We start from the raw sequence: 20,707 nt of genomic DNA on the forward strand, positions 1-20,707 counted from the left end.
CACACCCCACCTCACCCCCTCACCCGCCCCGGCCCCCGCCCCACCCCCACCGCCACCAACGCCCCCACGGCCAGCGCGCCCCCGGTCCACAGCACCGCGATGAACCCCCAGCCGTCCACGACCCGGCCCCCGCCGAACGCACCCAGCGCGATCGCCGCGTTGAACACCGCCACGAACAGCGCGGACGCCGCCTCCCGCGCCTCCGGCGCCACGACCATCAGCCACGTCTGCGTACTGACCGACACCCCGCCGTACGCCAGTCCCCACACCGCCAGCAACGCCGCCGCGCCCGGCACGCCCACCCCCAGGACGGGCACCAGCAGCACGGCCCCGGCCAGCACCGCGCTGATCACCACCAAGGTGCCGCGCGGTGACCGCGCCGCCCCCACGCCGCCCACGAAGTTCCCCACGACGCCCGCGACCCCGTACACCAGCAGCAACGTACTGATCACCCCGGAACCGACCCCGGACACCTCCTCCAGGACCGGCCGCACGTACGTGTACGCGGCGAAGTGCCCGCCCACCAGAAGTGCCACCACGATCAGCCCGGTACGCACCCGTGCGTCGCGGAACAGCCGCAGCACCCCGCCCAGCCGCACGGCCCCCGCGGCCGGCAGTGGCGGCAGCAGTGCGGCCAGCGCCACCGTGACCAGCGCCGACACCAAGCCCACCACGACGAACGCGGCGCGCCACCCACCCAGTTGCCCCGTCAGTGTGCCCGTCGGCACCCCGAGGACCGACGCCGCGGCCACCCCGCTGAAGATCAACGACGTCGCCGCCGCCACCGACCGCGCCGCGACCAGCCGCACCGCCAGCCCCGCCGCCAGCGCCCACACGCCGCCCATGCCCAGACCGACCAGCACCCGCGCCGCCAGCATCACCCCGAAACCGGGCGCCCACGCGGCCAGCAGGTTCGCCACCGTGAGCATCGCCATCAGCCCGCACAGCACCGCCCGCCGGTCCGCCCGGCCCACCGCCAGCGTCAGCAACGGCGCCCCCAGCGCCGCGACCACACCGGCCACCGTGAGCGTCAGCCCCGCCGTACCGTCCGTGACCCCCAATGCGCCCCCGATGGGCGTCAGCAGCCCGACCGGCAGCATCTCGGAGGTCACCACCGTGAACGTGGCCGCCGCCAACGCGCCCACCGCGGGCCATCCCGCGCCCCTGCCCGGCCGCAACTCGTCGTCGCGGCCCGCCGTTTCCTCGATCGTCGTCATGGCCCCCAGCCAATGCGCCGCCGCCCGCGGGAACAACGGCGATCACCTCACGCTTCCATGAGCGTGGCTCATCGATCCCGGAGTACCCCGCCCGCCCAGCACCACACCGTCCCCGCCACCTCCGGCGGCCTGAAGATCCGTGAACTGGAGTGCTTCCTCGTCCTCGCCGAGGAACTGCACTTCGGCCGCACCGGCGCACGCCTGTACGTCTCACAGAGCCGCGTCAGCCAGCTCGTCCGCGCGCTGGAACGGCGCGTCGGCGCCCGCCTCGTGGAGCGCACCAGCCGCCGGGTACGGCTCACTCCGCTCGGCACGGACTTCCTCGCCGCCCTCCGCCCCGCCTACGACACCCTGCGCGGCACGGTCGAGGCCACCGTCACCGCCGCCCGCGGCATCGAGGGCCGGCTGCGCATCGGCTTCCAGGGCACCGCCGACGACCGCATCATGAAGGCCATCGACACCTTCCACGCCCGCCACCCCGGCTGCGCCACACAGATCGTCGAGATACCGCTCCAGGACCCCTTCGGCCCGGTGCACCGCGACGAGGTCGACGCCGCCGTCGTCCTGCTGCCCGTCGAGGAGCCCGGCCTCGCACTGGGGCCCGTCTTCTCCGAGCAGCCGCAGACACTCGCCGTCTCCGTACGCCATCCCTTCGCCTCCCGCGCCTCCATCCACGCCGAGGACCTGGCCGACGGGCCCCTCGTCACCGTCGAGGGCCCCGCGCCCGACTACTGGCGGCACGCCCAGGCCCCCACCAGCACCCCCGGCGGCCGCCCCATCCCGCCCGGCCCCGGCGTCCGCACCCTTCAGGAGGGCCTGACCCTGGCCGCCGCCGGACGCGGCGCGATGCTGCTCTGCCGCCCCACGGCGGACTACCACGGGCGCCGCGACATCACGTTCGTACCGGTCACCGGCCTGCCGGACTCCGCGCTCGGCCTCGTCTGGCACCAGGACCGCGAGACCGCGCGCACCCGCGCCTTCAGTGCGGCCGTCACCGATGTGACGTAGCCCTCACCGGTTCTTTCGGGCGACGGCCCACGAAGCCGTCCGGGGGCCTGTACGGAGCGTGACGCCGAAATCCGTACGGAGAGCGAGGCCGCCCCCAGAGCCTGTGCGGAACGCGACGCGGGCACCGGAGCCCGTACGGAGCGCGTCACCGACCGCCGAAATCCGTGCGGACCGCGACGCCGGCACCGGACCCGTACGGACCACCGCACCGACCGCCGGAATCCATACCGGAAGAACCACCGGCACAACGAAAGACCCCCGGTCCGGGAATCCCGGACCGGGGGTCTCATCTGTGCGCGAGGGGGGAGTTGAACCCCCACGCCCTTTCGGGCACTGGAACCTGAATCCAGCGCGTCTGCCTATTCCGCCACCCGCGCATTGGGTGTGCCGTCAGATTCTTTCGCCTGATCCGGGCTGTTCCGTCCGGGTCTTGCGCTCTCGCCTGCCGACACCCAGAACATTAGCACGCTGTCAGGGGTGCCTTCACATCCGTTCTCCGGAGGCCGCCCCGGCCCGTCTCCGGAGTCCCCTCGTCACCCCGGAGACGACCGGCCACCCGACCGCAGCACCGTCCCCGACGTCCCCGACGTCCCCGACGTCCTCGGCCGCCGCCCCGCCACGCCCGACGACCCGCGGCCCGCTGCCGCGGCCGCACGACGGACCCCGCGCCTCGGACCCGGCCCGATTCCGCCACCCGCCCGATTCCCGCCACCCCCACACACCCCCGCGCACATCCGCCCCCGCCCCGCCGCCCCACCCGGTCGGCGAACACGGCGGTTGCGGGACACTGTGAGTGGGGCACATCTACGATCGCAGTGCCATCGCAACGCCGGCGCGGTCTCATCGCGAAGCCATCGCGGTGCCAGGGCCCGCCCCGGTGGCCGGTGACACAGCAGGTTTCACCACGGCGACACCGCGGCCCCATCGCGGTTACGCCGGAGTGACGCACCAGCAAGCGGCAGTGAGCAACCTTGTGAGGGGCGACACTCGTCCTCACGACGGGAAAGGGGAACCAGCCGATTTCCCGGCGCGTGGATACGATCAGTAAGCAGTATCAGGACGACCCTGTCGAAGACCGACCTGACGAAGACTGAGGAAGGAGGTGCCCCGTGGGAGTACTGAAGCGCTTCGAGCAGCGTCTCGAAGGTCTCGTCAACGGCACCTTCGCCAAGGTGTTCAAGTCCGAGGTGCAGCCCGTTGAGATCGCCGGCGCGCTCCAGCGCGAGTGCGACAACAACGCCACCATCTGGAACCGCGACCGCACGGTCGTCCCCAACGACTTCATCGTCGAACTGAGCACCCCCGACTACGAGCGGCTCAGCCCGTACAGCGGCCAGCTCGGAGACGAGCTCTCCGGCATGGTCCGCGACTACGCCAAGCAGCAGCGCTACACCTTCATGGGCCCGATCAAGGTGCACCTGGAGAAGGCCGACGATCTCGACACCGGCCTGTACCGCGTCCGCAGCCGTACCCTCGCGTCCAGCACGTCCCAGGAGCACCCGGGTGCCGCCGCGGCGGCCCAGCGCCCCGCCGCGCCCCGGAGCGGCCCGTCCGGTCCCGGCGGTCATGTGGGCCCGCCCCCCATGCCCACCTCGCCGCCCGGTGCCGCGCCCCGCGCGGCCGTGCCGGGTGCCGGTGCCCAGCCTTACGCCCAGACGCGCCGCTGGATCGAGATCAACGGCAACCGCCACCAGATCTCCCGGTCCACGCTCGTCCTCGGCCGCAGCACCGACGCCGACGTACGGATCGACGACCCGGGAGTCTCCCGCCGGCACTGCGAGATCCGCGTCGGAACGCCTGCGACCATCCAGGATCTGGGTTCTACCAACGGCATCGTGGTAGACGGGCAGCACACCACCCGCGCTACGCTCCGCGACGGCTCGCGGATCGTCGTGGGCAGTACCACCATCGTTTACCGGCAAGCCGAAGGGTGAAGCGGGGGCAATGTCAGAGCTGACCCTCACGGTCATGCGGTTGGGTTTCCTCGCCGTACTGTGGCTGTTCGTCATCGTGGCCGTCCAGGTCATCCGCAGCGACCTGTTCGGCACGCGTGTCACGCAGCGCGGCGCCGCCCGCCGCGGCGGGCAGGAGGCGCGTGCGCAGCAGCGCCAGCAGACCGCTCCACCGCCGCAGCGCCGCCAGGAGGGCGGCCGCGGCAACAACCGTCAGCGCCGCGGTGCCCCCACAAAGCTGGTGGTCTCCGAGGGCACGTTGACGGGTACGACCGTCGCCCTCCAGGGCCAGACCATCTCCCTGGGACGCGCGCACGACTCCACGATCGTGCTGGACGACGACTACGCCTCCAGCCGACATGCCAGGATCTACCCGGACCGTGACGGCCAGTGGATCGTCGAGGATCTCGGGTCCACCAACGGCACGTATCTCGACCGGACCCGACTGACGACCCCGACACCGATTCCGCTGGGAGCCCCGATCCGCATCGGCAAGACCGTCATCGAGCTGCGGAAGTAGTACGACAATGAGCGAGCGGAGCGAGCGAGCCGCGGCGGTCCACTCGGCGGACCCGAGCGCGCTCCCGACCGGAGGGTGGGCACCGTGCGGATGTACCCCGAGCCGACGGGCGAGGTGCGTATGAGTCTGTCACTGCGCTTCGCCGCCGGATCGCACAAGGGCATGATCCGGGAGGGCAACGAGGACTCCGGTTACGCCGGCCCGCGCCTGCTCGCCATCGCCGACGGCATGGGCGGCCAGGCCGCGGGCGAGGTCGCCTCCTCCGAGGTGATCTCCACCCTGGTCCAGCTCGACGACGACGTCCCCGGCTCCGACATCCTCACTTCCCTCGGTACGGCCGTACAGCGCGCCAACGACCAGCTACGCGTCATGGTCGAGGAGGACCCGCAGCTAGAGGGCATGGGCACGACCCTGACCGCCCTGCTGTGGACCGGCCAGCGGCTCGGCCTCGTCCATGTCGGCGACTCCCGCGCGTACCTGCTGCGCGACGGCGTCCTGACGCAGATCACGCAGGACCACACCTGGGTGCAGCGGCTCGTCGACGAGGGCCGGATCACCGAGGAGGAAGCCACCACCCACCCGCAGCGCTCCCTGCTGATGCGCGCGCTGGGCAGCGGCGACCACGTCGAGCCCGACCTGTCGATCCGCGAGGTACGGGCCGGCGACCGCTACCTGATCTGCTCGGACGGCCTGTCCGGCGTGGTCAGCCACCAGACCATGGAGGACACCCTCGCCAGCTACCAGGGCCCGCACGAAACGGTGCAGGAACTGATCCAGCTCGCGCTGCGCGGCGGCGGTCCGGACAACATCACGTGCATCGTCGCCGACGTCCTGGACGTCGACGCCGGTGACACCCTCACGACCCACCTCAACGACACCCCGGTCGTCGTCGGCGCCGTCGCCGAGAACCAGAACCAGCTCAGCGACCCCAGCACGATGCAGACGCCGGCCGCCCGCGCCGCCGAACTGGGCCGCCACCGGGACGCGCAGCAGGCCGCGCCGGGCGGCGCGTTCGGCCCGCCGGGCAGCGGCGACAACGACATCACGGGCCCGCCGCAGGGCTCGTTCGGCGCGTTCACGGACGAGGAGTTCCTCAAGCCGGAGCGCGGCCGGGGCCGGTGGATCAAACGGTCGCTGATCATCGTGCTGGCGCTGGCCGTCGTCGGCGGCGGCCTGTACGCGGGCTACCGCTGGACGCAGAAGCAGTACTTCGTCGGCGCCAAGGACGAGCACGTCGCGCTGTACCAGGGCATCAGCCAGGATCTCGCCTGGATCAAGCTCAACAACGTCGACGAGGACCACCCCGAGATCGAACTCAAGTACCTCCCCGTCTACCAGCGCAACCAGGTCAAGGAGACCATCGCCGTCGACAGCCGCAACCAGGCGATCGACAAGGTCTCCGAGCTGGGCAAGCAGGCCGACGCCTGCCGGTCGAAGGACCAGCGGGAAGCGGCGGAGCGCAAGGCGGCGGAGGACCGCAAGAAGGCCGAGGAAGAGGCCCGCAAGAACAAGGGCAAGCCAGGGAAGCCGGCGGCCCCGACGCCCACTCCCACCACCAGCCAGACGCCCCCCTCCGAGGAGCAGCAGAAGCTGGAAAAGAATTGCAGCACCCAGCAGTGAGGGCGTAGGGGGCCGTAGAACTGATGAGCAGTACCACCACCACGACCACCGTGGGCACGATCGGTGCCCCGAGCCGCCGCAACACCGAGCTGGCCATGCTCGTCTTCGCGGTGCTCATCCCGGTCTTCGCCTACATCAACGTGGGTCTGGCCAAGGAGGGCTCGGTGCCGGCCGGCATCCTGGGCTACTCCCTCGGCCTCGGCCTGCTGGCCGGCGTCACCCACCTCGTCGTACGCAAGTGGGCCCCGTACGCCGACCCGCTGATGCTGCCCATCGCGACCCTCCTCAACGGTCTCGGCCTGGTCTTCATCTGGCGCCTGGACCAGGAACCGCAGATCACCACCAAGCAGCTCGGCGGCGCCCTGGCGCCCGGGCAGATGATGTGGTCGACGCTCGGCGTCGCCCTCTTCCTCGGCGTGCTGATCTTCCTCAAGGACCACCGTGTCCTGCAGCGCTACACCTACATCTCGATGGTCGTCGCGCTGGTCCTGCTGATCGCCCCGATCTTCTTCCCGGCCAAGTTCGGCGCCCGCATCTGGATCACCATCCCCGGTGTCGGTTCGCTGCAGCCCGGTGAGTTCGCCAAGATCGTCATCGCGATCTTCTTCGCGGGCTATCTCATGGTCAAACGGGACGCGCTGGCGCTGGCCAGCCGCCGCTTCATGGGCCTGTACCTGCCGCGCGGCCGCGACCTCGGGCCGATCCTGGTCATCTGGGCGCTGAGCCTGATGATCCTGGTCTTCGAGACCGACCTCGGTACGTCCCTGCTCTTCTTCGGCCTGTTCGTGGTCATGCTGTACGTGGCCACCGAGCGGACGAGCTGGATCGTCTTCGGCCTGCTGCTCAGCGGCGGCGGCGCGGTCGCGGTGGCCACCTTCGAGTCGCACGTCCAGACCCGGGTGCACAACTGGCTCAACCCCCTGGAGCTGCTCAACGGCGGCGTCACCGAGACCGCCCAGGCGATGTACTCCTTCGGCTCCGGCGGCATCCTCGGCTCCGGCCTCGGCCAGGGCTACTCCCGCCTGATCGGCGGCATCGCACCCAAGAGCGACTACATCCTCGCCACCGTCGGCGAGGAAGCCGGCCTCGCCGGCCTGATGGCGATCCTGCTGCTGTACGGCCTGCTCATCGAGCGCGGCATCCGTACGGCGCTGGCCGCCCGCGACCCGTTCGGCAAGCTCCTCGCCATCGGCCTGTCCGGCGCCTTCGCCCTCCAGGTCTTCGTCGTCGCCGGCGGTGTGACCGGCCTGATCCCGCTGACCGGTATGACGATGCCGTTCCTCGCACAGGGCGGCTCCTCCGTCATCGCGAACTGGGCCCTGGTCGCGCTCCTGCTGCGCATCAGCGACACCGCGCGCCGGCCCGCCCCGGCCCCCGCCCCCTCCACCGACGCCGAGATGACCCAGGTGGTCCGACCGTGAACAAGCCTCTGCGCCGCGTCGCCATCTTCTGCGGCCTGCTGGTTCTCTCCCTGCTCATCCGCGTCAACTGGGTGCAGTTCGTCCAGGCCGACGAGCTGAAGAACGACGCGCACAACCGGCGGGTGGCCATCGAGCGCTACAGCCAGCCGCGCGGCAACATCATCGTCGACGGCAAGGCCATCACCGGCTCGACCACCAACGAGAGCGGCGACTTCAAGTACAAGCGGACCTACAAGGACGGCCCGATGTGGGCGCCGGTCACCGGCTACGCGTCCCAGGCGTTCGGCTCCAACCAGCTCGAAAAGCTCAACGACAGCATCCTGTCGGGCACCGACGACAAGCTCTTCTTCAGCCGTACGGTCGACATGTTCACCGGCGAGAAGCAGCGCGGCGGCGACGTCGTCACCACCCTGAACGCCAAGGCCCAGAAGGCCGCCTACGACGAGCTGGGCAAGAGCAAGGGCGCGGTCGCCGCGATCAACCCGGAGACCGGCGCGATCCTGGCGCTGGCCAGCACCCCGTCGTACGACCCCTCCACCTTCGCCGGCATGTCCGACAAGGACGCCAAGGCGTACAACGGGCTGCTGAAGAAGAACAACCCGGACGACCCGATGCTCAACCGGGCGCTGCGCCAGACCTACCCGCCGGGCTCCACCTTCAAGGTCGTCACGGCTGCCGCGGCGCTGGAGAACGGCCTCTACACCGACATCAACGCCAAGACCGACTCGCCGCTGCCCTGGTACCTGCCGGACACCGCGCACCAGCCGCTGAACAACGAGGGCAACATCCCCTGCGAGAACGCCAGCCTCAAGGAAGCGCTGCGCTGGTCCTGCAACACCGTCTTCGGCAAGATCAGCGCCGACCTCGGCAACAAGAAGATGAAGGCCGAGGCCGAGAAGTTCGGCTACAACGACCCCGAGGTCGACACCCCGGTACGGGCCGCCGAGAGCGTCTACCCGACCGACAACCGGCCGCAGAACGCGATGGCCGGCATCGGCCAGGCGTCCAACCGCGCCACCCCGCTACAGATGGCCATGATCACCGCGGCCATCGCCAACGGCGGCAAGCTGATGAAGCCGTACATGGTCGACAAGATCGTGGCCCCCAACCTCAACGTCGTGCAGCAGCACACGCCGGAGGCGATGAGCCAGCCGCTCAAGCCGGAGAACGCCCAGAAGCTCCAGGAGATGATGGAGGGCGTCGTCAAGAACGGCACCGGCACCAACGGCCAGATCGACGGCGTCACCGTCGGCGGCAAGACCGGCACCGCCCAGCACGGCGAGAACAACAAGGACAACCCGTACGCCTGGTTCATCTCCTACGCCAAGACCTCCAAGGGAACGCCGGTGGCCGTCGCCGTCGTGATCGAGGGCTCGGACACGCTCCGCGGCGACATCGCGGGCGGCAGGCTGGCCGCCCCCATCGCCAAGAAGGTCATGGAGGCGGTACTCGACGGCAAGAAGTGACCCCGGTCACGCCAATACCGGTCGGATATCAGGTGCCGGTCGCGACCGGGCCCCGCACGGCGTGCCGGGTACGGTATGCCCGAACAGCACACCGCCGGACCACACACGGGTGCGGTCGGGACTGACGGAGAGGGCTGGAGAAGCTTATGGAAGAGCCGCGTCGCCTCGGCGGCCGGTACGAGCTGGGCTCGGTGCTCGGCCGCGGTGGCATGGCCGAGGTCTACCTCGCGCACGACACCCGCCTGGGCCGCACCGTCGCTGTGAAGACGCTGCGCGTGGACCTCGCCCGCGACCCGTCCTTCCAGGCCCGGTTCCGCCGTGAGGCCCAGTCGGCCGCCTCGCTGAACCACCCCTCGATCGTCGCGGTGTACGACACCGGCGAGGACTACGTCGACGGCGTCTCCATCCCGTACATCGTCATGGAGTACGTCGACGGTTCCACCCTGCGTGAGCTGCTGCACTCCGGTCGCAAGCTGCTGCCCGAGCGGTCGCTGGAGATGACCATCGGGGTGCTCCAGGCGCTGGAGTACTCGCACCGGGCCGGCATCGTCCACCGCGACATCAAACCGGCCAACGTCATGCTGACCCGCACCGGCCAGGTGAAGGTCATGGACTTCGGCATCGCCCGTGCAATGGGCGACGCCGGCATGACGATGACGCAGACCGCCGCGGTCATCGGCACCGCGCAGTACCTCTCGCCCGAGCAGGCCAAGGGCGAGCAGGTCGACGCCCGCTCCGACCTGTACTCCACCGGCTGTCTGCTCTACGAGCTGCTCACCGTGCGGCCGCCGTTCGTCGGCGACTCGCCCGTCGCGGTCGCCTACCAGCACGTACGGGAAGAACCGCAGCCGCCGAGCAGCTTCGACCCCGAGATCACGCCCGAGATGGACGCCATCGTCCTCAAGGCGCTGGTCAAGGACCCCGACTACCGCTACCAGTCGGCGGACGAGATGCGCGCCGACATCGAGGCGGCCCTCGACGGGCAGCCGGTCGCGGCGACCGCCGCCCTCGGCGCGGCCGGCTACGACCAGGACCAGCCGACGGCGATGCTGCGCCCGCAGGACCCGGCGGGCCAGACGTCGATGCTGCCGCCGATGAACCCGGACGACGGGGGTTACGGCTACGACGAGCGGCCCGACCGGCGCCGCGGCGGTGGCGGCCAGAAGAAGAAGCACACCTCGACGATCCTGCTCGTCGTCGCGGGCATCCTCGTCCTGGCCGGTGCGATCTTCATCGGCAAGGCGATGTTCAGCAACACGAACACCAGCAGCGACGTCAAGGTGCCGGAGCTGACCGGGAAGACCCTGGAACAGGCCAAGTCGGCCGGTGTGAACGGCGGCTTCAAGGTCTCCAAGGGCGGCAGCACGGCCTGCGACAACGTCGAGAAAGACCAGATCACCAAGCAGGACCCGGCCGCCGGCGGGACGGTCGCCAAGGACGACACGGTGACGGTGACGCTCTGCACCGGGCCGGAGAAGGTCACCATCCCCGACGTCCGAGGGCTGCCGTTCGACCAGGCAAAGGACGAGCTGAAGAGCAAGGGTTTCGAGGACGTCCAGAAGACCGAGCGCGTCTCCGACCGCACGGAGGGGACGGTCACCGACCAGGACCCCAAGGCGCAGAGCGAGGGCACCAAGAAGACCAAGATCACGCTGGTCGTCGCCAAGAAGTCGCCGACGTCGACGGTGCCGCCGGTGGTCGGGCAGGACTTCAACACCGCCTCCAAGCAGCTCACCGACCTCGGTTTCCAGGTCAGCAAGACCGAGGAGGAAACCTCCGACCCGAACCAGGTCGGCAAGGTCACCAAGCAGACCCCGGACGGCAACACGCAGGCCCGGAACGGCTCGACGATCACGCTGACCGTCGGCAAGGCCGGCGAGCAGAAGCCGGTGCCCACCGTCATCGGCCAGACCGTCAAGGACGCCAAGAAGGCCCTGCAGGACGCCGGCTTCACGAACATCCAGTTCGCGGGCGGCAGTTCACAGGACGACAAGGCCCGCGTGGTCACCCAGGACCCGCAGCCGAACACCCCGTCCGCCCCCGGCTCCACGACGGTGACGCTCACCACGATGGGTGCTTCTCCCAGCGGGGACGAAGACAGCGGTGACGAGGGCGGCATACTCGGCAACTGGTGGGGACGCCACAACAGGCACTGACGGGAAAACCGTCGCCGCACGGGAAAGCCCCGGCACCCTTCTCGGGTGCCGGGGCCGGTGCTGTTGCTCCACGGAGGACGTTCACCGCGCGCCGCTCCTTGATCAATTGCCAGAAATCACTGCGCGGGACTTCACAAGCTCCTTTTCTTTTAGAGCGCGCAGGCGCTCCAGAGGCCCTTTGTTCAAGTTGATGAACTTTTCCTGTATCGCCGACTCAACAGAATGCCATTTTTTGGCCAGTTTCGTCTGATTGTTGCACTCGGCATCGGCCACGGCGACATCTTTCTCTTTCTCGGAAGGCTCTTCACCTCCCATGACATCCTCTCCGGATGTGAGCGGGTCACTGTACGAGTAGCCCTTTTCCTTCATACATCTGGACCACTGTGGAATCAGTGAGCGCACCCGCGGGTCGGATCGGGACTCTTCGAAACTTTTTTTGGAGACTTCGAGAGCGATCTGCCCCTCGCCATACACCTCATCCGACCCTCCGGCCAGTTCCCTTTCGGCAGACCCCGCGCAGCCGCCGCGGGGCACATCCTTGTCGTTGATTTTGATCGCGGCCGACCGTATATCCTTCTCGCCGTCCCCGCGGCCGTACAATGCGAGATACTCTTCGCCTTTCAGAGGCTTATCAGGGACTGCAGAACCCCCACCGCGTATGGTGGGTAGGTGGTAGCCGTTCTCACGGGCAAACGTCGCATCGGTCATCCCGTACCGCCGGTCGGTAAGGCCCAGGCCGGTCGCTGGCACGCGTGGTTCCGGCGTGTAGTCGAGCCCCAGGTTCTTCATACAGGATTCGGTGATCGTCGCCTTTGCCTGCTGGATCAACTGACGCTGCTTGTCCGACAGCAGGTACGCTTCGACCGGAAGCACAAGCCTGTCACCCATCGAGCGCATGGGGGGAGCTTCTGCTCTGTCACTACTGTTACCAGTTCGCGGCGGCTCTTCACCGCACCCCGCGAGGGCGACGAGCAGAACAGCGGTCAGGATAATCTTTCGATTGTAATTCACGATGAAATGATCCTGATCAGTTACTTCATCCTCGGTACGCCAGTTCGCATACCAATGAACAGAAGAAGCCGCACAGGCTGTCGACTTATCGCATGACAGCCCGCGCGGCCCACATATGCATCAATGCGTCAGCTAATCAGTTCACTGCATCCACAGAATCGACGCATTGTTGTTCTTGGTCTTCGGCAGGTCCGATACCGGGTCACCCTTCGGGTCATCCCTCGCGGGAACGACATCGTAAGCACCACGGTATCCCGAGTTGAAGTACACACGGACAGCATGTGTAGACCTGTTCCAAGCGGACCCAGCGTTATTCTTCACCGGCTTCCGGTGGCCCGCCGACTCGCCCATCGCCTCGAAAGTGTATCGATCGAGGTTCGGCTCATTAGTCAAGGTTCCGTACCATGCTCCGTGCAGCCTGGAGTTGTAGTACAGGCAGAACCAGTTCAGGTTACAGTCCACAGTTGCGGACGCAGAAGGTGCCGACGCGAGGATGCCGGACGCCGCAAGGATAGCTACGGCACCCCCCGAGGCAATTGCCTTCTTTACTTTCATTTCCCCTCCCCATTACACAATGACTACGATCATTACCGTATACAGGATAAAATTCCCGGTCAACAAGCAGCATCACACTTTGGCAAGTCCCGACGAAATGCCAAGGCGCGCCCATGCGCTTTCATTTTGAACGAATTTCTATTCCCTGCCCGCGCACGATTTGTTTCTCATGCGGTATCGACTACCGCAGTTCCTTCGGCGGGGTGCGCTCGGCGTCGACCTTCTCGGTGCGCTCCAGCTCGCCCCAGACGATGTAGCGGTACGTGGAGGTGTAGACCGGCGTGCAGGTCGTCAGCGTGATGTAGCGGCCCGGCTTGCGCTTGCCGGACTCCTTGGGGACGTCGTCCAGGACGTCGACGTTGTACTTCGAGGTCTCGTCCAGCGACGCGTAGACCTTGTAGATGTACCAGGTGTCCTTGGACTCGAAGACGATCGGGTCGCCGTCCTTGAGCTTGTCGATGTTGTGGAACTTCGCGCCGTGGCCGTCGCGGTGCGCGGCGAGCGAGAAGTTGCCCTTCTTGTCCTGCGGAAGGGCCGACTTGACCGGCTCGGTGTAGTAACCGGCGACGCCCTCGTTGAGGACATCCGGGGCGATGCCCTTCTTGACGAGCACCTCGCCGTTCTTCATCGCGGGGACGTGCAGGAAGCCGATGCCGTCCTTGGTGTCGAGCGCGCCCGGGCCCGTCGGCGTCTTAGCCCAGTTCTTGCGTACCGTGTCGCCCTGCTTGTGCGCCTCACGGTCGGCGAGGACGTTCGTCCACCACAGCGAGTAGACGACGAAGAGGGCCAGGATCAGCCCCGCCGTGATCAGCAGCTCGCCGATGACGCTGACGACGGCGGCGATGCGCCCGCGCAGACGGCGCGGCGGCGTGGACGCCGGCTGCTCCGCCGCCGGGCCGGTGTCCTCGTCGTGTCCGGTGGCAGTCACCGCGTGGTACCCCTCTTACGTTCGCTCAGATGACGAGCGCATCCGGCTTGCCCTTGCTCCGCGGCCGCTCCTCGACCATCTTGCCCCAGACGATCATCCGGTAGGTACTGGTGAATTCCGGGGTGCAGGTCGTCAGCGTGAGGTAGCGGCCGGGGCCGGTGAACCCGGAGCCCTTCGGCACCGCCCCGATCACCGCGATGTTCCGCGGCGAGGTCTGCGGCAGGATGCTCTCCATCGTGTACGTGTAGTACGTGCTCCGCGTCTCGACGACGATCTTGTCGCCCTTGGTGAGCTTGTTGATGTAGCGGAACGGCTCACCGTGGGTGTTGCGGTGCCCGGCCACCGCGAAGTTGCCCTGCTTGTCCCAGGGCATCGCGGTCTTCACGCTGTTCTTGTCGTAGTGGCCGACCATGCCGCGGTCCAGCACCGCGGGCTTGCTGATGCCCTCGGCGATCGGGACCTTCACGTCCAGCTTGGGGATATACATGATCGCGAAGCCCTGGCCGGGCGAGAAGGCGTCGGGCCTGCGGTCCTCGCCGCCCTCGTCCCACTCGTGCTCCAGGTTGCTGGCGGTGCCGCCCGCCTGCTGATGCGCCAGGACATTCGTCCACCACAACTGGTAGGTCACGAAGAGCAGCATCAGGACGCCCAGGGTGATGAACACCTCGCCCACGGCGCGGCTGACGATGATGCCCGGGCTCTCCTTGCGGGCCCGCTCGGCACGGCGGGCCTCCAGCCGCGTCATGGGCGCGGAAGGCGCCTCAGCGGCCGAGGAAGGGGCTTCGGCGGTGGTCGAAGGGGAACCGCGCCGGGCACGCCTGTTGCCGCGCTTGGCTGCCTCCTGGGCAGCTTTACGGCGTGCGGCGCGGCCACCGGTCGCCGGCGGGGGTGAGGGTGTCGCGCCGACAGCCGCGTCCGGAGCCGTCGGGGCGGTCGGCCGCGGCGCGGTTTCACGTGAAACAACGTCCGGCCCACCGGGATCGCTGCCGGACTCCTCGGCCTGACGAAGCGCCATGGTCTCGGCGTCGTAGACGGAGTCCTGGGGGTGCGCCGGGTCCGGTGACTGCGTCGGGACCGAGGGCCGCGTCGGGTTCGAAGTCCGCGCCGGACCCGAGGTAGGCAGCGGGCTCGCGGCGTGGGTCGGATCCGCAGCGGCGACCGGGCCCGGTACGTACGGCGGGTCGAGGGCCGGGTTCAGGAAAGGGTCCGCTGTGGGCGCGGGGTCCGGAGCCGGTTCCGGGTCCGCCACGTATGCGGGGGCCGGGGCCGGGCCGGATATCGGGCCGTTCGCAGAACGGGGCTGGGCAGGGGGCCGGTTCTCGGCCGGGGCCGGGTTCCGGGCAGGTACGGGGTCATGGGCCTGGGCCTGCTGCTGAACCGGGACCTGGTTCCGGGCCGGAGCCTGGTTGCGTCCCGAGGCTTGGGGCCTGGCCGGAGCCTGCTGCTGCGCGGAGGACGCCGCCGGGGCCTGGTGCGGGCGGAACCACGGCGAGCCGCTCCGACCCGAGCCGGGCTGCGTCGGCCCCGGCTGTGCGCTCTGCCCGGGCCCGGCTGCGGGGCCGGTGCCCGTGTCGGGCCCGGCGCCGGGCCGCGGCTCCCGCGTCGGCGGACGGCCCGGGAGCGGGTCCGTCAGCGGGTCGTCCAGTTGTCCGACGGCCGCCTCGAACGCCTCGCGGTCGTACGTGCCGTCGGCGTCGCGCGACGGCTCGTAGGACCTCTCCTCGCGCTCGGGGCGGAGGTCAGTCACGCGCCGACCTTGCCGACCACCGGGGCAAGCCCCGCCGAACGCTCCACCGCACCGGAATCGCCGCACTCCACCAGCCAGTTGGCGAGCATCCGGTGGCCCCACTCGGTCAGCACCGACTCGGGGTGGAACTGGACGCCTTCCACGGGCAGTTCGCGGTGCCGCAGCCCCATCGCCACACCGGTCTCGGCGTCGTCGCCCGTCCAGGCGGTGACCACCATCTCGTCGGGGACGGTGCCCGGCTGCACGGCCAGGGAGTGGTAACGGGTGGCGGTGAAGGGGGTGGGCAGCCCCTTGAAGACGCCCGCGCCCTCGTGGGAGACGAGGGAGGTCTTGCCGTGCAACAGCTCGGGGGCCCGGCCCACGACACCGCCGTACGCGACCGCCATCGACTGCAGCCCGAGGCAGACGCCGAAGACCGGCACGCCCGTGTCGGCGCAGTGCCGGACCATGTCGACGCAGACGCCGGCCTGCTCGGGGGCGCCGGGCCCCGGAGAAAGCAGCACTCCGTCGAAGTTGTCCTGGGCGTGCCGCAGCTCGACCTCGTCGTTGCGCAGCACCTCGCACTCGGCCCCGAGTTGGTAGAGGTACTGGACGAGGTTGAAGACGAAGCTGTCGTAGTTGTCGACGACGAGAATCCTTGCGGTCATCGGACGGCGCCCATCCCTCGGTCAACTGTTACGTCGTTGAAGGGGAGCAGCGGCTCCGCCCACGGGAAGACGTACTGGAAGAGCACGTAGACGATCGCCAGCACCAGCACGAGTGAGACCAGCGCCCTCACCCATGCGTTGCCCGGCAGATGCCGCCAGATCCAGCCGTACATGCTGTCGCTGTCCCCACTCGCCGATGACGATGACCGTGTCGATCGATGTCGATCGCCCCACCAGACTAAAGGGCGAGGGCGGTGGCCGGGGGGTCAGCCGGTCAAAGCCGACGGCCTTCCGCGCTCCACGGGTTGGGTGGAATCCAGATGTGCCCAGGCGATCAACCGGTGGCTGTGGCCCCACTCCGGCTCGCAGGTCGTCAGGGTGAGGTAACGACCCGGACCGTTGTATCCCGATTTGCGGGGTACGGGGTCGATCACCCCGGTGTCGGTGGGCAGCGTCGTGTAGGGGGGCCGGTCGATGCGGTACGTGAACCAGGTGGTGCCGTCCGTGAGGACCACCGCGTCGCCCGGCCGCAGCTCGGGGAAGTCCTTGAACGGGTCACCGTAGGTGCGGCGGTGCCCGGCGACCGCGAAGTTGCCCGTCTCCCCGAGTCGCGCGGTGCGGTCGTAGTGCCCCAGCCCCTTCTTGAGGACGCCCGTCCCGGTGCCCTCCAGCACGGGCTTGCTCCAGTCGGCACCGAACCGGGGGATGTACATCACGGCGAAGGACGTGCCGTTCTCGTACCGGGGCTGCTGCGCGGGCCCGCCGACCTGCCCGGCGGCGCCGTCCGGAGAGGCCGGGGCGGCCGGGGCGGTGGACCATCGGTCCTTCAGCTTGCCGATCTCACCGTCCATCGCGCTGTCGGCCCGTACGCCCGTCCAGAACAGGACGTACACCACGAAGAGCACGATCAGCGTGCCGACGGTGACACAGCCCTCGCTGAGCGTCCGTACGACCAGCCGCGCCGCCGCACCGGGCCGCCTCCCCGCGCCGGCGCGCCGCCTCGCCTCGGACCGTGCCGTCATGGCGGACCGCCCCCTCCCCGGCCGCCGGCGCCGGTGCGGGCGGCCGGCGGATCACGGCTTCACAGGCTGTGCGTAGTGGAGATCCACTGTGCCGGAGTAGCCGGGCAGAGTCACCGTCTCGTGCTGGTCGACTTTCCAGCCGAGGCCGTAGGCGTTCACGTACTGCATGTAGTTCTGGATGGCCGGCGAGGCGGTCAGCGCCCTGTTCAACTTCTCGCGGTCGCCGACGGCGGTGACCTTGTACGGCGGCGAGTAGACGCGGCCCTGGAGGATCAGGGTGTTGCCGACGCAGCGCACCGCGCTGGTCGAGATCAGCCGCTGGTCCATGACCCGGATCCCCTTGGCGCCGCCCTGCCACAGGGCGTTGACCACGGCCTGCAGGTCCTGCTGGTGGATGACCAGGTCGTTGGGCTGCGGCTCCGGTACGCCGGGGATCTTCGCGGTGGCGTTCGGCGGGGCGTCGGTGAGGGTGACGGTCATGCCCTGGCCGGCCACCGGCTTGGTGCCCGCGTTCTTCTCCAGCGCCGCCAGCTCGGCGTTCTCGGCCTCCGAGTTGCCACTGTCCTGGTGCGCGAGGGCGTCGACCTCGCCGCGCAGCACGGCGTTGCGCTCGTCGTGGGCGCCGTTCTTGTGGCTGCGTTCCTGGATGAGGTCGGACAGGCGCAGCATCGAGTCGTCGGAGCGCAGATCCGTGCCGCGCGCGGTGTCGAAGCTCAGCCAGAAGATCAGGCCGGCGAGTGCGAAGACCGTCAGGGTCAGCAGGCGCACCGGCCGCAGGCGGCGGCGCGGCGGGCGGCCGGGGGAGTCAGCGGAAGTGCTCAACGTACCCTTGCTCCTTACGACGCCGCGGAAGCACTACGCTAACGGACGCCCGGGAACGGAAACCGCTCCCCGTGGCATCCCCGCCCGGCCCGCGTCACGCATCTTCCGCCCCCAGTGCGGTCACGCAGATCATCGACAGGAGAGTTCCTCGTGCCGAAGTCACGGATCCGCAAGAAGGACGACTTCACGCCGCCGCCGGCGAAGCAGACGACCAATCTGCGCATGAGTTCCGGCCGGGGCTGGGTCGCGCCGGTGATGCTGGCGCTGTTCCTGATCGGTCTGGTCTGGATCGTGCTCTTTTACGTGACCGGGGGCGACATGCCCGTCAAGGCGATGGGCAACTGGAACATCGTGTGCGGGTTCGGCTTCATCGCGGTGGGCTTCGGCGTGTCCACCCAGTGGAAGTAGCCCGTACCGGTCCCAGGCCCCGGTGACCCTGGCCTTCGAGGGCGACCACGCCCGGCGGGGCGGCCACAGCGCCGCCCCCGCCCCGGCCACTGTTCCGCCCGCCACCCGGGCCGCTTTTCACACCCCGCGCGGACGTCGTCGCGCAAGCCCTGCCCAAGGCCATCCACACAGTTATCCACAGCCGGGGAAAACTTCAGAAGATCTGTGGATAACTTCCCGGCGGTTGACGCCGGTGTGACCAGCGGCCCTTCGTCCGGACCGCCGTCCCGCCCTGTTCTTCCTGGGAAAACGCAGCTCAGTGCAGAGCGGAACACACGTTCCCCACCCGGTGCACAAGATCCGGCACACACTGTGGACAACCCGTACCCGAAACGCTCTTCCCGCCTTCACAGCCGGGCACGGGGCGACAGCACACCGTGAGTCCGAGCCGCCCGTCCCACCGGCCGACCGCGCCCAGCGCCTCCGGCCCCGGACCCGGCCCCGGCTCTGCCTCCGCCCCCGCTCAGCCCACGAGCTGGACGGTCCGCAGCCACACCACCGCGACGATCACCAGGAACGCCACCGCGAACGTCACGCCCTGCACCAGCGCCCGCCGCTCCCGTGGAGCGTGCACCATCCCGTACGTCACGGCCGCGCCCACGATCAGCCCGCCGACATGCGCCTGCCACGCGATGTCCGGCCACGCGAACGTGAAGACGAGGTTCAGCGCCAGCAGGATCAGCACCGGGCGCATGTCGTAGTTCAGGCGGCGCATCAGTATGGCCGTCGCGCCGAGCAGCCCGAAGATAGCGCCGGACGCCCCCAGCGACGGCTGGTTCTGTGCGGCGAGGAGGTACGACAGGGCGCTGCCGCCGAGGGCGGAGAGCAGGTAGAGGGCGAGGAAGCGGGCCCGGCCGAGGGCCGCCTCCAGCGGCGGGCCGAGCCACCACAGCGAGAGCATGTTGAAGATGATGTGCATCGGCTGCTCGTGCAGGAACGTGGCCGTCAGCAGGCGGTAGTACTCGCCCTCGGCGACGCCGATGAACTTCAGGTCCTCGGGGACGAAGGCCCCGCCGATCATCTCCAGGTCCTGGACCAGGCTCCCGCCCACCGCCAGCACCGCGATGAACACCGCGACGTTGATCCCGAGCAGGATCTTGGTGACCAGGCGGGTGTCCGTGGCCGGCGAGCCGCCCGCGATCGTCCGGGGCGCGGTGGCCTGCGCCGTACGGCCCGTACCGCTGCCGTCGCGTACGCAGTCCGGGCACTGGAACCCGACCGACGCGCTGACCATGCACTCAGGGCAGATGGGCCGCTCGCAGCGCGTACAACTGATGCCCGTCGCACGGTCCGGATGGCGGTAGCAGCCGGGCACGGCGTCGCCGGCCCGCGCGTCCCGCGGCTCCTGTGGGCTGCCCGGCGCCTGGTCCATGGTCCCCTCGGTCCCTCGTCCGAATCCGTGCGGACGTCCCCGCACGACGAAGTGCGCGCCCTACCCGATCTACGACCGGGCAGGGCGCAATGGTTCCCGCCGTCCGCGCCCCGGGCCGCTACGGGGTTTCCGGGCCGGACGGCCGCGATGTCGCGTGGCCGCGCCTCAGCGGCTCTCGACGACGACCGACTCGATCACGACGTCGTTGACCGGGCGGTCGGTGCGCGGGTTGGTCTGGGCCGCCGCGATGGTGTCCACGACCTTCTTGCCCGCGTCGCTGGTGACCTCACCGAAGATGGTGTGCTTGCCGGTCAGCCAGGAAGTCGGGGAGACCGTGATGAAGAACTGCGAGCCGTTGGTGCCCGGACCGGCGTTGGCCATGGCGAGGAGGTACGGCTTGGTGAAGGCCAGGTCGGGGTGGAACTCGTCCCCGAACTCGTAGCCGGGGCCGCCCGTGCCGTTGCCCAGCGGGTCGCCGCCCTGGATCATGAAGCCGCTGATCACCCGGTGGAAGACCGTGCCGTCGTACAGCTTGTCCGTGGTCTTCTCGCCGGTCTCCGGGTTGGTCCACTCCCGCTCACCCTTGGCGAGCTCGACGAAGTTCTTCACCGTCTTCGGCGCGTGGTTCGGCAGGAGCCGAATCTCGATGTCGCCCTGATTGGTCTTCAGGGTGGCGTAGAGCTCTTCAGCCACGATCTACCTTCCATAGTCTGCACTGACGGTTCCCGATCCTCGCATGGACGTCCGCCCGGCACCCGGACACCGCCGCGATCGCGCCTCCCCTTTCCGCCACGCG

General features: G+C 69.2%; 19 protein-coding genes and 1 tRNA gene. 8 read left to right on the forward strand and 12 right to left on the reverse strand.

What is annotated here, in order from left to right:
- Window positions 1-11: 11 nt before the first annotated feature.
- The gene (locus tag ACH4EB_RS08795) at window positions 12-1,217 is read right to left on the reverse strand and encodes an MFS transporter (protein WP_398346680.1); all 1,206 of its coding nucleotides are present in this window, start codon (window positions 1,215-1,217) and stop codon (window positions 12-14) included.
- 63 nt (window positions 1,218-1,280) lie between these two features.
- On the opposite strand from ACH4EB_RS08795, the gene ACH4EB_RS08800 reads away from it, so the two are divergent.
- Window positions 1,281-2,225, forward strand: a complete 945-nt coding sequence (locus tag ACH4EB_RS08800) for a LysR family transcriptional regulator (RefSeq protein WP_398346681.1) — start codon at window positions 1,281-1,283, stop codon at window positions 2,223-2,225.
- A 293-nt stretch (window positions 2,226-2,518) separates the two neighbouring features.
- On the opposite strand, the gene ACH4EB_RS08805 is transcribed toward ACH4EB_RS08800, so the two are convergent.
- Window positions 2,519-2,602: transfer RNA gene (locus tag ACH4EB_RS08805), tRNA-Leu, on the reverse strand.
- A 732-nt stretch (window positions 2,603-3,334) separates the two neighbouring features.
- Here ACH4EB_RS08805 and ACH4EB_RS08810 point away from each other — a divergent pair.
- The 6 genes from ACH4EB_RS08810 to pknB all read left to right on the forward strand — a co-directional run bounded on the left by ACH4EB_RS08810 (window position 3,335) and on the right by pknB (window position 11,360).
- Window positions 3,335-4,159 (forward strand): FhaA domain-containing protein, encoded by an 825-nt coding sequence (locus ACH4EB_RS08810; protein ID WP_398346682.1) that lies wholly within the window; start codon window positions 3,335-3,337, stop codon window positions 4,157-4,159.
- A 10-nt stretch (window positions 4,160-4,169) separates the two neighbouring features.
- Window positions 4,170-4,697 (forward strand): FHA domain-containing protein, encoded by a 528-nt coding sequence (locus ACH4EB_RS08815; RefSeq protein WP_398346683.1) that lies wholly within the window; start codon window positions 4,170-4,172, stop codon window positions 4,695-4,697.
- 120 nt (window positions 4,698-4,817) lie between these two features.
- Window positions 4,818-6,317 carry a Stp1/IreP family PP2C-type Ser/Thr phosphatase gene (locus ACH4EB_RS08820; RefSeq protein WP_398346684.1) on the forward strand — a complete coding sequence of 500 codons (1,500 nt, stop codon included), beginning with the start codon at window positions 4,818-4,820 and terminating at the stop codon, window positions 6,315-6,317.
- 23 nt (window positions 6,318-6,340) lie between these two features.
- Window positions 6,341-7,738, forward strand: a complete 1,398-nt coding sequence (locus ACH4EB_RS08825; RefSeq protein WP_398346685.1) for an FtsW/RodA/SpoVE family cell cycle protein — start codon at window positions 6,341-6,343, stop codon at window positions 7,736-7,738.
- Window positions 7,735-9,204, forward strand: a complete 1,470-nt coding sequence (locus tag ACH4EB_RS08830; protein ID WP_398346686.1) for a peptidoglycan D,D-transpeptidase FtsI family protein — start codon at window positions 7,735-7,737, stop codon at window positions 9,202-9,204. The genes ACH4EB_RS08825 and ACH4EB_RS08830 overlap by 4 nt, the downstream gene beginning before the upstream one ends.
- Window positions 9,205-9,350: 146 nt before the next feature.
- The gene (pknB, locus tag ACH4EB_RS08835) at window positions 9,351-11,360 is read left to right on the forward strand and encodes a Stk1 family PASTA domain-containing Ser/Thr kinase (protein ID WP_398346687.1); all 2,010 of its coding nucleotides are present in this window, start codon (window positions 9,351-9,353) and stop codon (window positions 11,358-11,360) included.
- A 102-nt stretch (window positions 11,361-11,462) separates the two neighbouring features.
- On the opposite strand, the gene ACH4EB_RS08840 is transcribed toward pknB, so the two are convergent.
- The 8 genes from ACH4EB_RS08840 to ACH4EB_RS08875 form a co-directional block, all read right to left on the reverse strand.
- Window positions 11,463-12,371 (reverse strand): hypothetical protein, encoded by a 909-nt coding sequence (locus tag ACH4EB_RS08840; protein ID WP_398346688.1) that lies wholly within the window; start codon window positions 12,369-12,371, stop codon window positions 11,463-11,465.
- A gap of 141 nt (window positions 12,372-12,512) precedes the next feature.
- Window positions 12,513-12,926, reverse strand: coding sequence for a peptidase inhibitor family I36 protein (locus tag ACH4EB_RS08845; RefSeq protein ID WP_398346689.1), 414 nt, complete (start codon window positions 12,924-12,926; stop codon window positions 12,513-12,515).
- Between the two features lie 181 nt (window positions 12,927-13,107).
- Window positions 13,108-13,854, reverse strand: a complete 747-nt coding sequence (locus ACH4EB_RS08850; protein ID WP_398346690.1) for a class E sortase — start codon at window positions 13,852-13,854, stop codon at window positions 13,108-13,110.
- Between the two features lie 25 nt (window positions 13,855-13,879).
- Window positions 13,880-15,133 (reverse strand): class E sortase, encoded by a 1,254-nt coding sequence (locus tag ACH4EB_RS08855; RefSeq protein WP_398347058.1) that lies wholly within the window; start codon window positions 15,131-15,133, stop codon window positions 13,880-13,882.
- 464 nt (window positions 15,134-15,597) lie between these two features.
- A complete protein-coding gene (locus ACH4EB_RS08860) occupies window positions 15,598-16,248 on the reverse strand; it encodes an aminodeoxychorismate/anthranilate synthase component II (RefSeq protein ID WP_398346691.1) in 651 nt (216 codons plus the stop codon).
- Window positions 16,245-16,421 carry a hypothetical protein gene (locus ACH4EB_RS08865; RefSeq protein ID WP_361153165.1) on the reverse strand — a complete coding sequence of 59 codons (177 nt, stop codon included), beginning with the start codon at window positions 16,419-16,421 and terminating at the stop codon, window positions 16,245-16,247. The genes ACH4EB_RS08860 and ACH4EB_RS08865 overlap by 4 nt, the downstream gene beginning before the upstream one ends.
- 93 nt (window positions 16,422-16,514) lie before the next feature.
- Window positions 16,515-17,270 carry a class E sortase gene (locus tag ACH4EB_RS08870; protein ID WP_398346692.1) on the reverse strand — a complete coding sequence of 252 codons (756 nt, stop codon included), beginning with the start codon at window positions 17,268-17,270 and terminating at the stop codon, window positions 16,515-16,517.
- 51 nt (window positions 17,271-17,321) lie between these two features.
- On the reverse strand, window positions 17,322-18,092 hold the full coding sequence (locus ACH4EB_RS08875) for a DUF881 domain-containing protein (protein WP_398346693.1): 771 nt from the start codon (window positions 18,090-18,092) through the stop codon (window positions 17,322-17,324).
- Window positions 18,093-18,242: 150 nt separating this feature from the next.
- Between ACH4EB_RS08875 and crgA the strand changes: the two genes are divergently transcribed.
- Window positions 18,243-18,500 carry a cell division protein CrgA gene (gene crgA / locus ACH4EB_RS08880; protein ID WP_398346694.1) on the forward strand — a complete coding sequence of 86 codons (258 nt, stop codon included), beginning with the start codon at window positions 18,243-18,245 and terminating at the stop codon, window positions 18,498-18,500.
- A 502-nt stretch (window positions 18,501-19,002) separates the two neighbouring features.
- Here crgA and ACH4EB_RS08885 read toward each other — a convergent pair.
- Window positions 19,003-19,911 (reverse strand): rhomboid family intramembrane serine protease, encoded by a 909-nt coding sequence (locus ACH4EB_RS08885; protein WP_398346695.1) that lies wholly within the window; start codon window positions 19,909-19,911, stop codon window positions 19,003-19,005.
- 165 nt (window positions 19,912-20,076) lie between these two features.
- Window positions 20,077-20,604 carry a peptidylprolyl isomerase gene (locus ACH4EB_RS08890; protein ID WP_398346696.1) on the reverse strand — a complete coding sequence of 176 codons (528 nt, stop codon included), beginning with the start codon at window positions 20,602-20,604 and terminating at the stop codon, window positions 20,077-20,079.
- Window positions 20,605-20,707 lie beyond the last annotated feature (103 nt).

This window comes from Streptomyces sp. NPDC018045, assembly GCF_044327445.1.
Classification (GTDB): Bacteria; Actinomycetota; Actinomycetes; order Streptomycetales; family Streptomycetaceae; genus Streptomyces.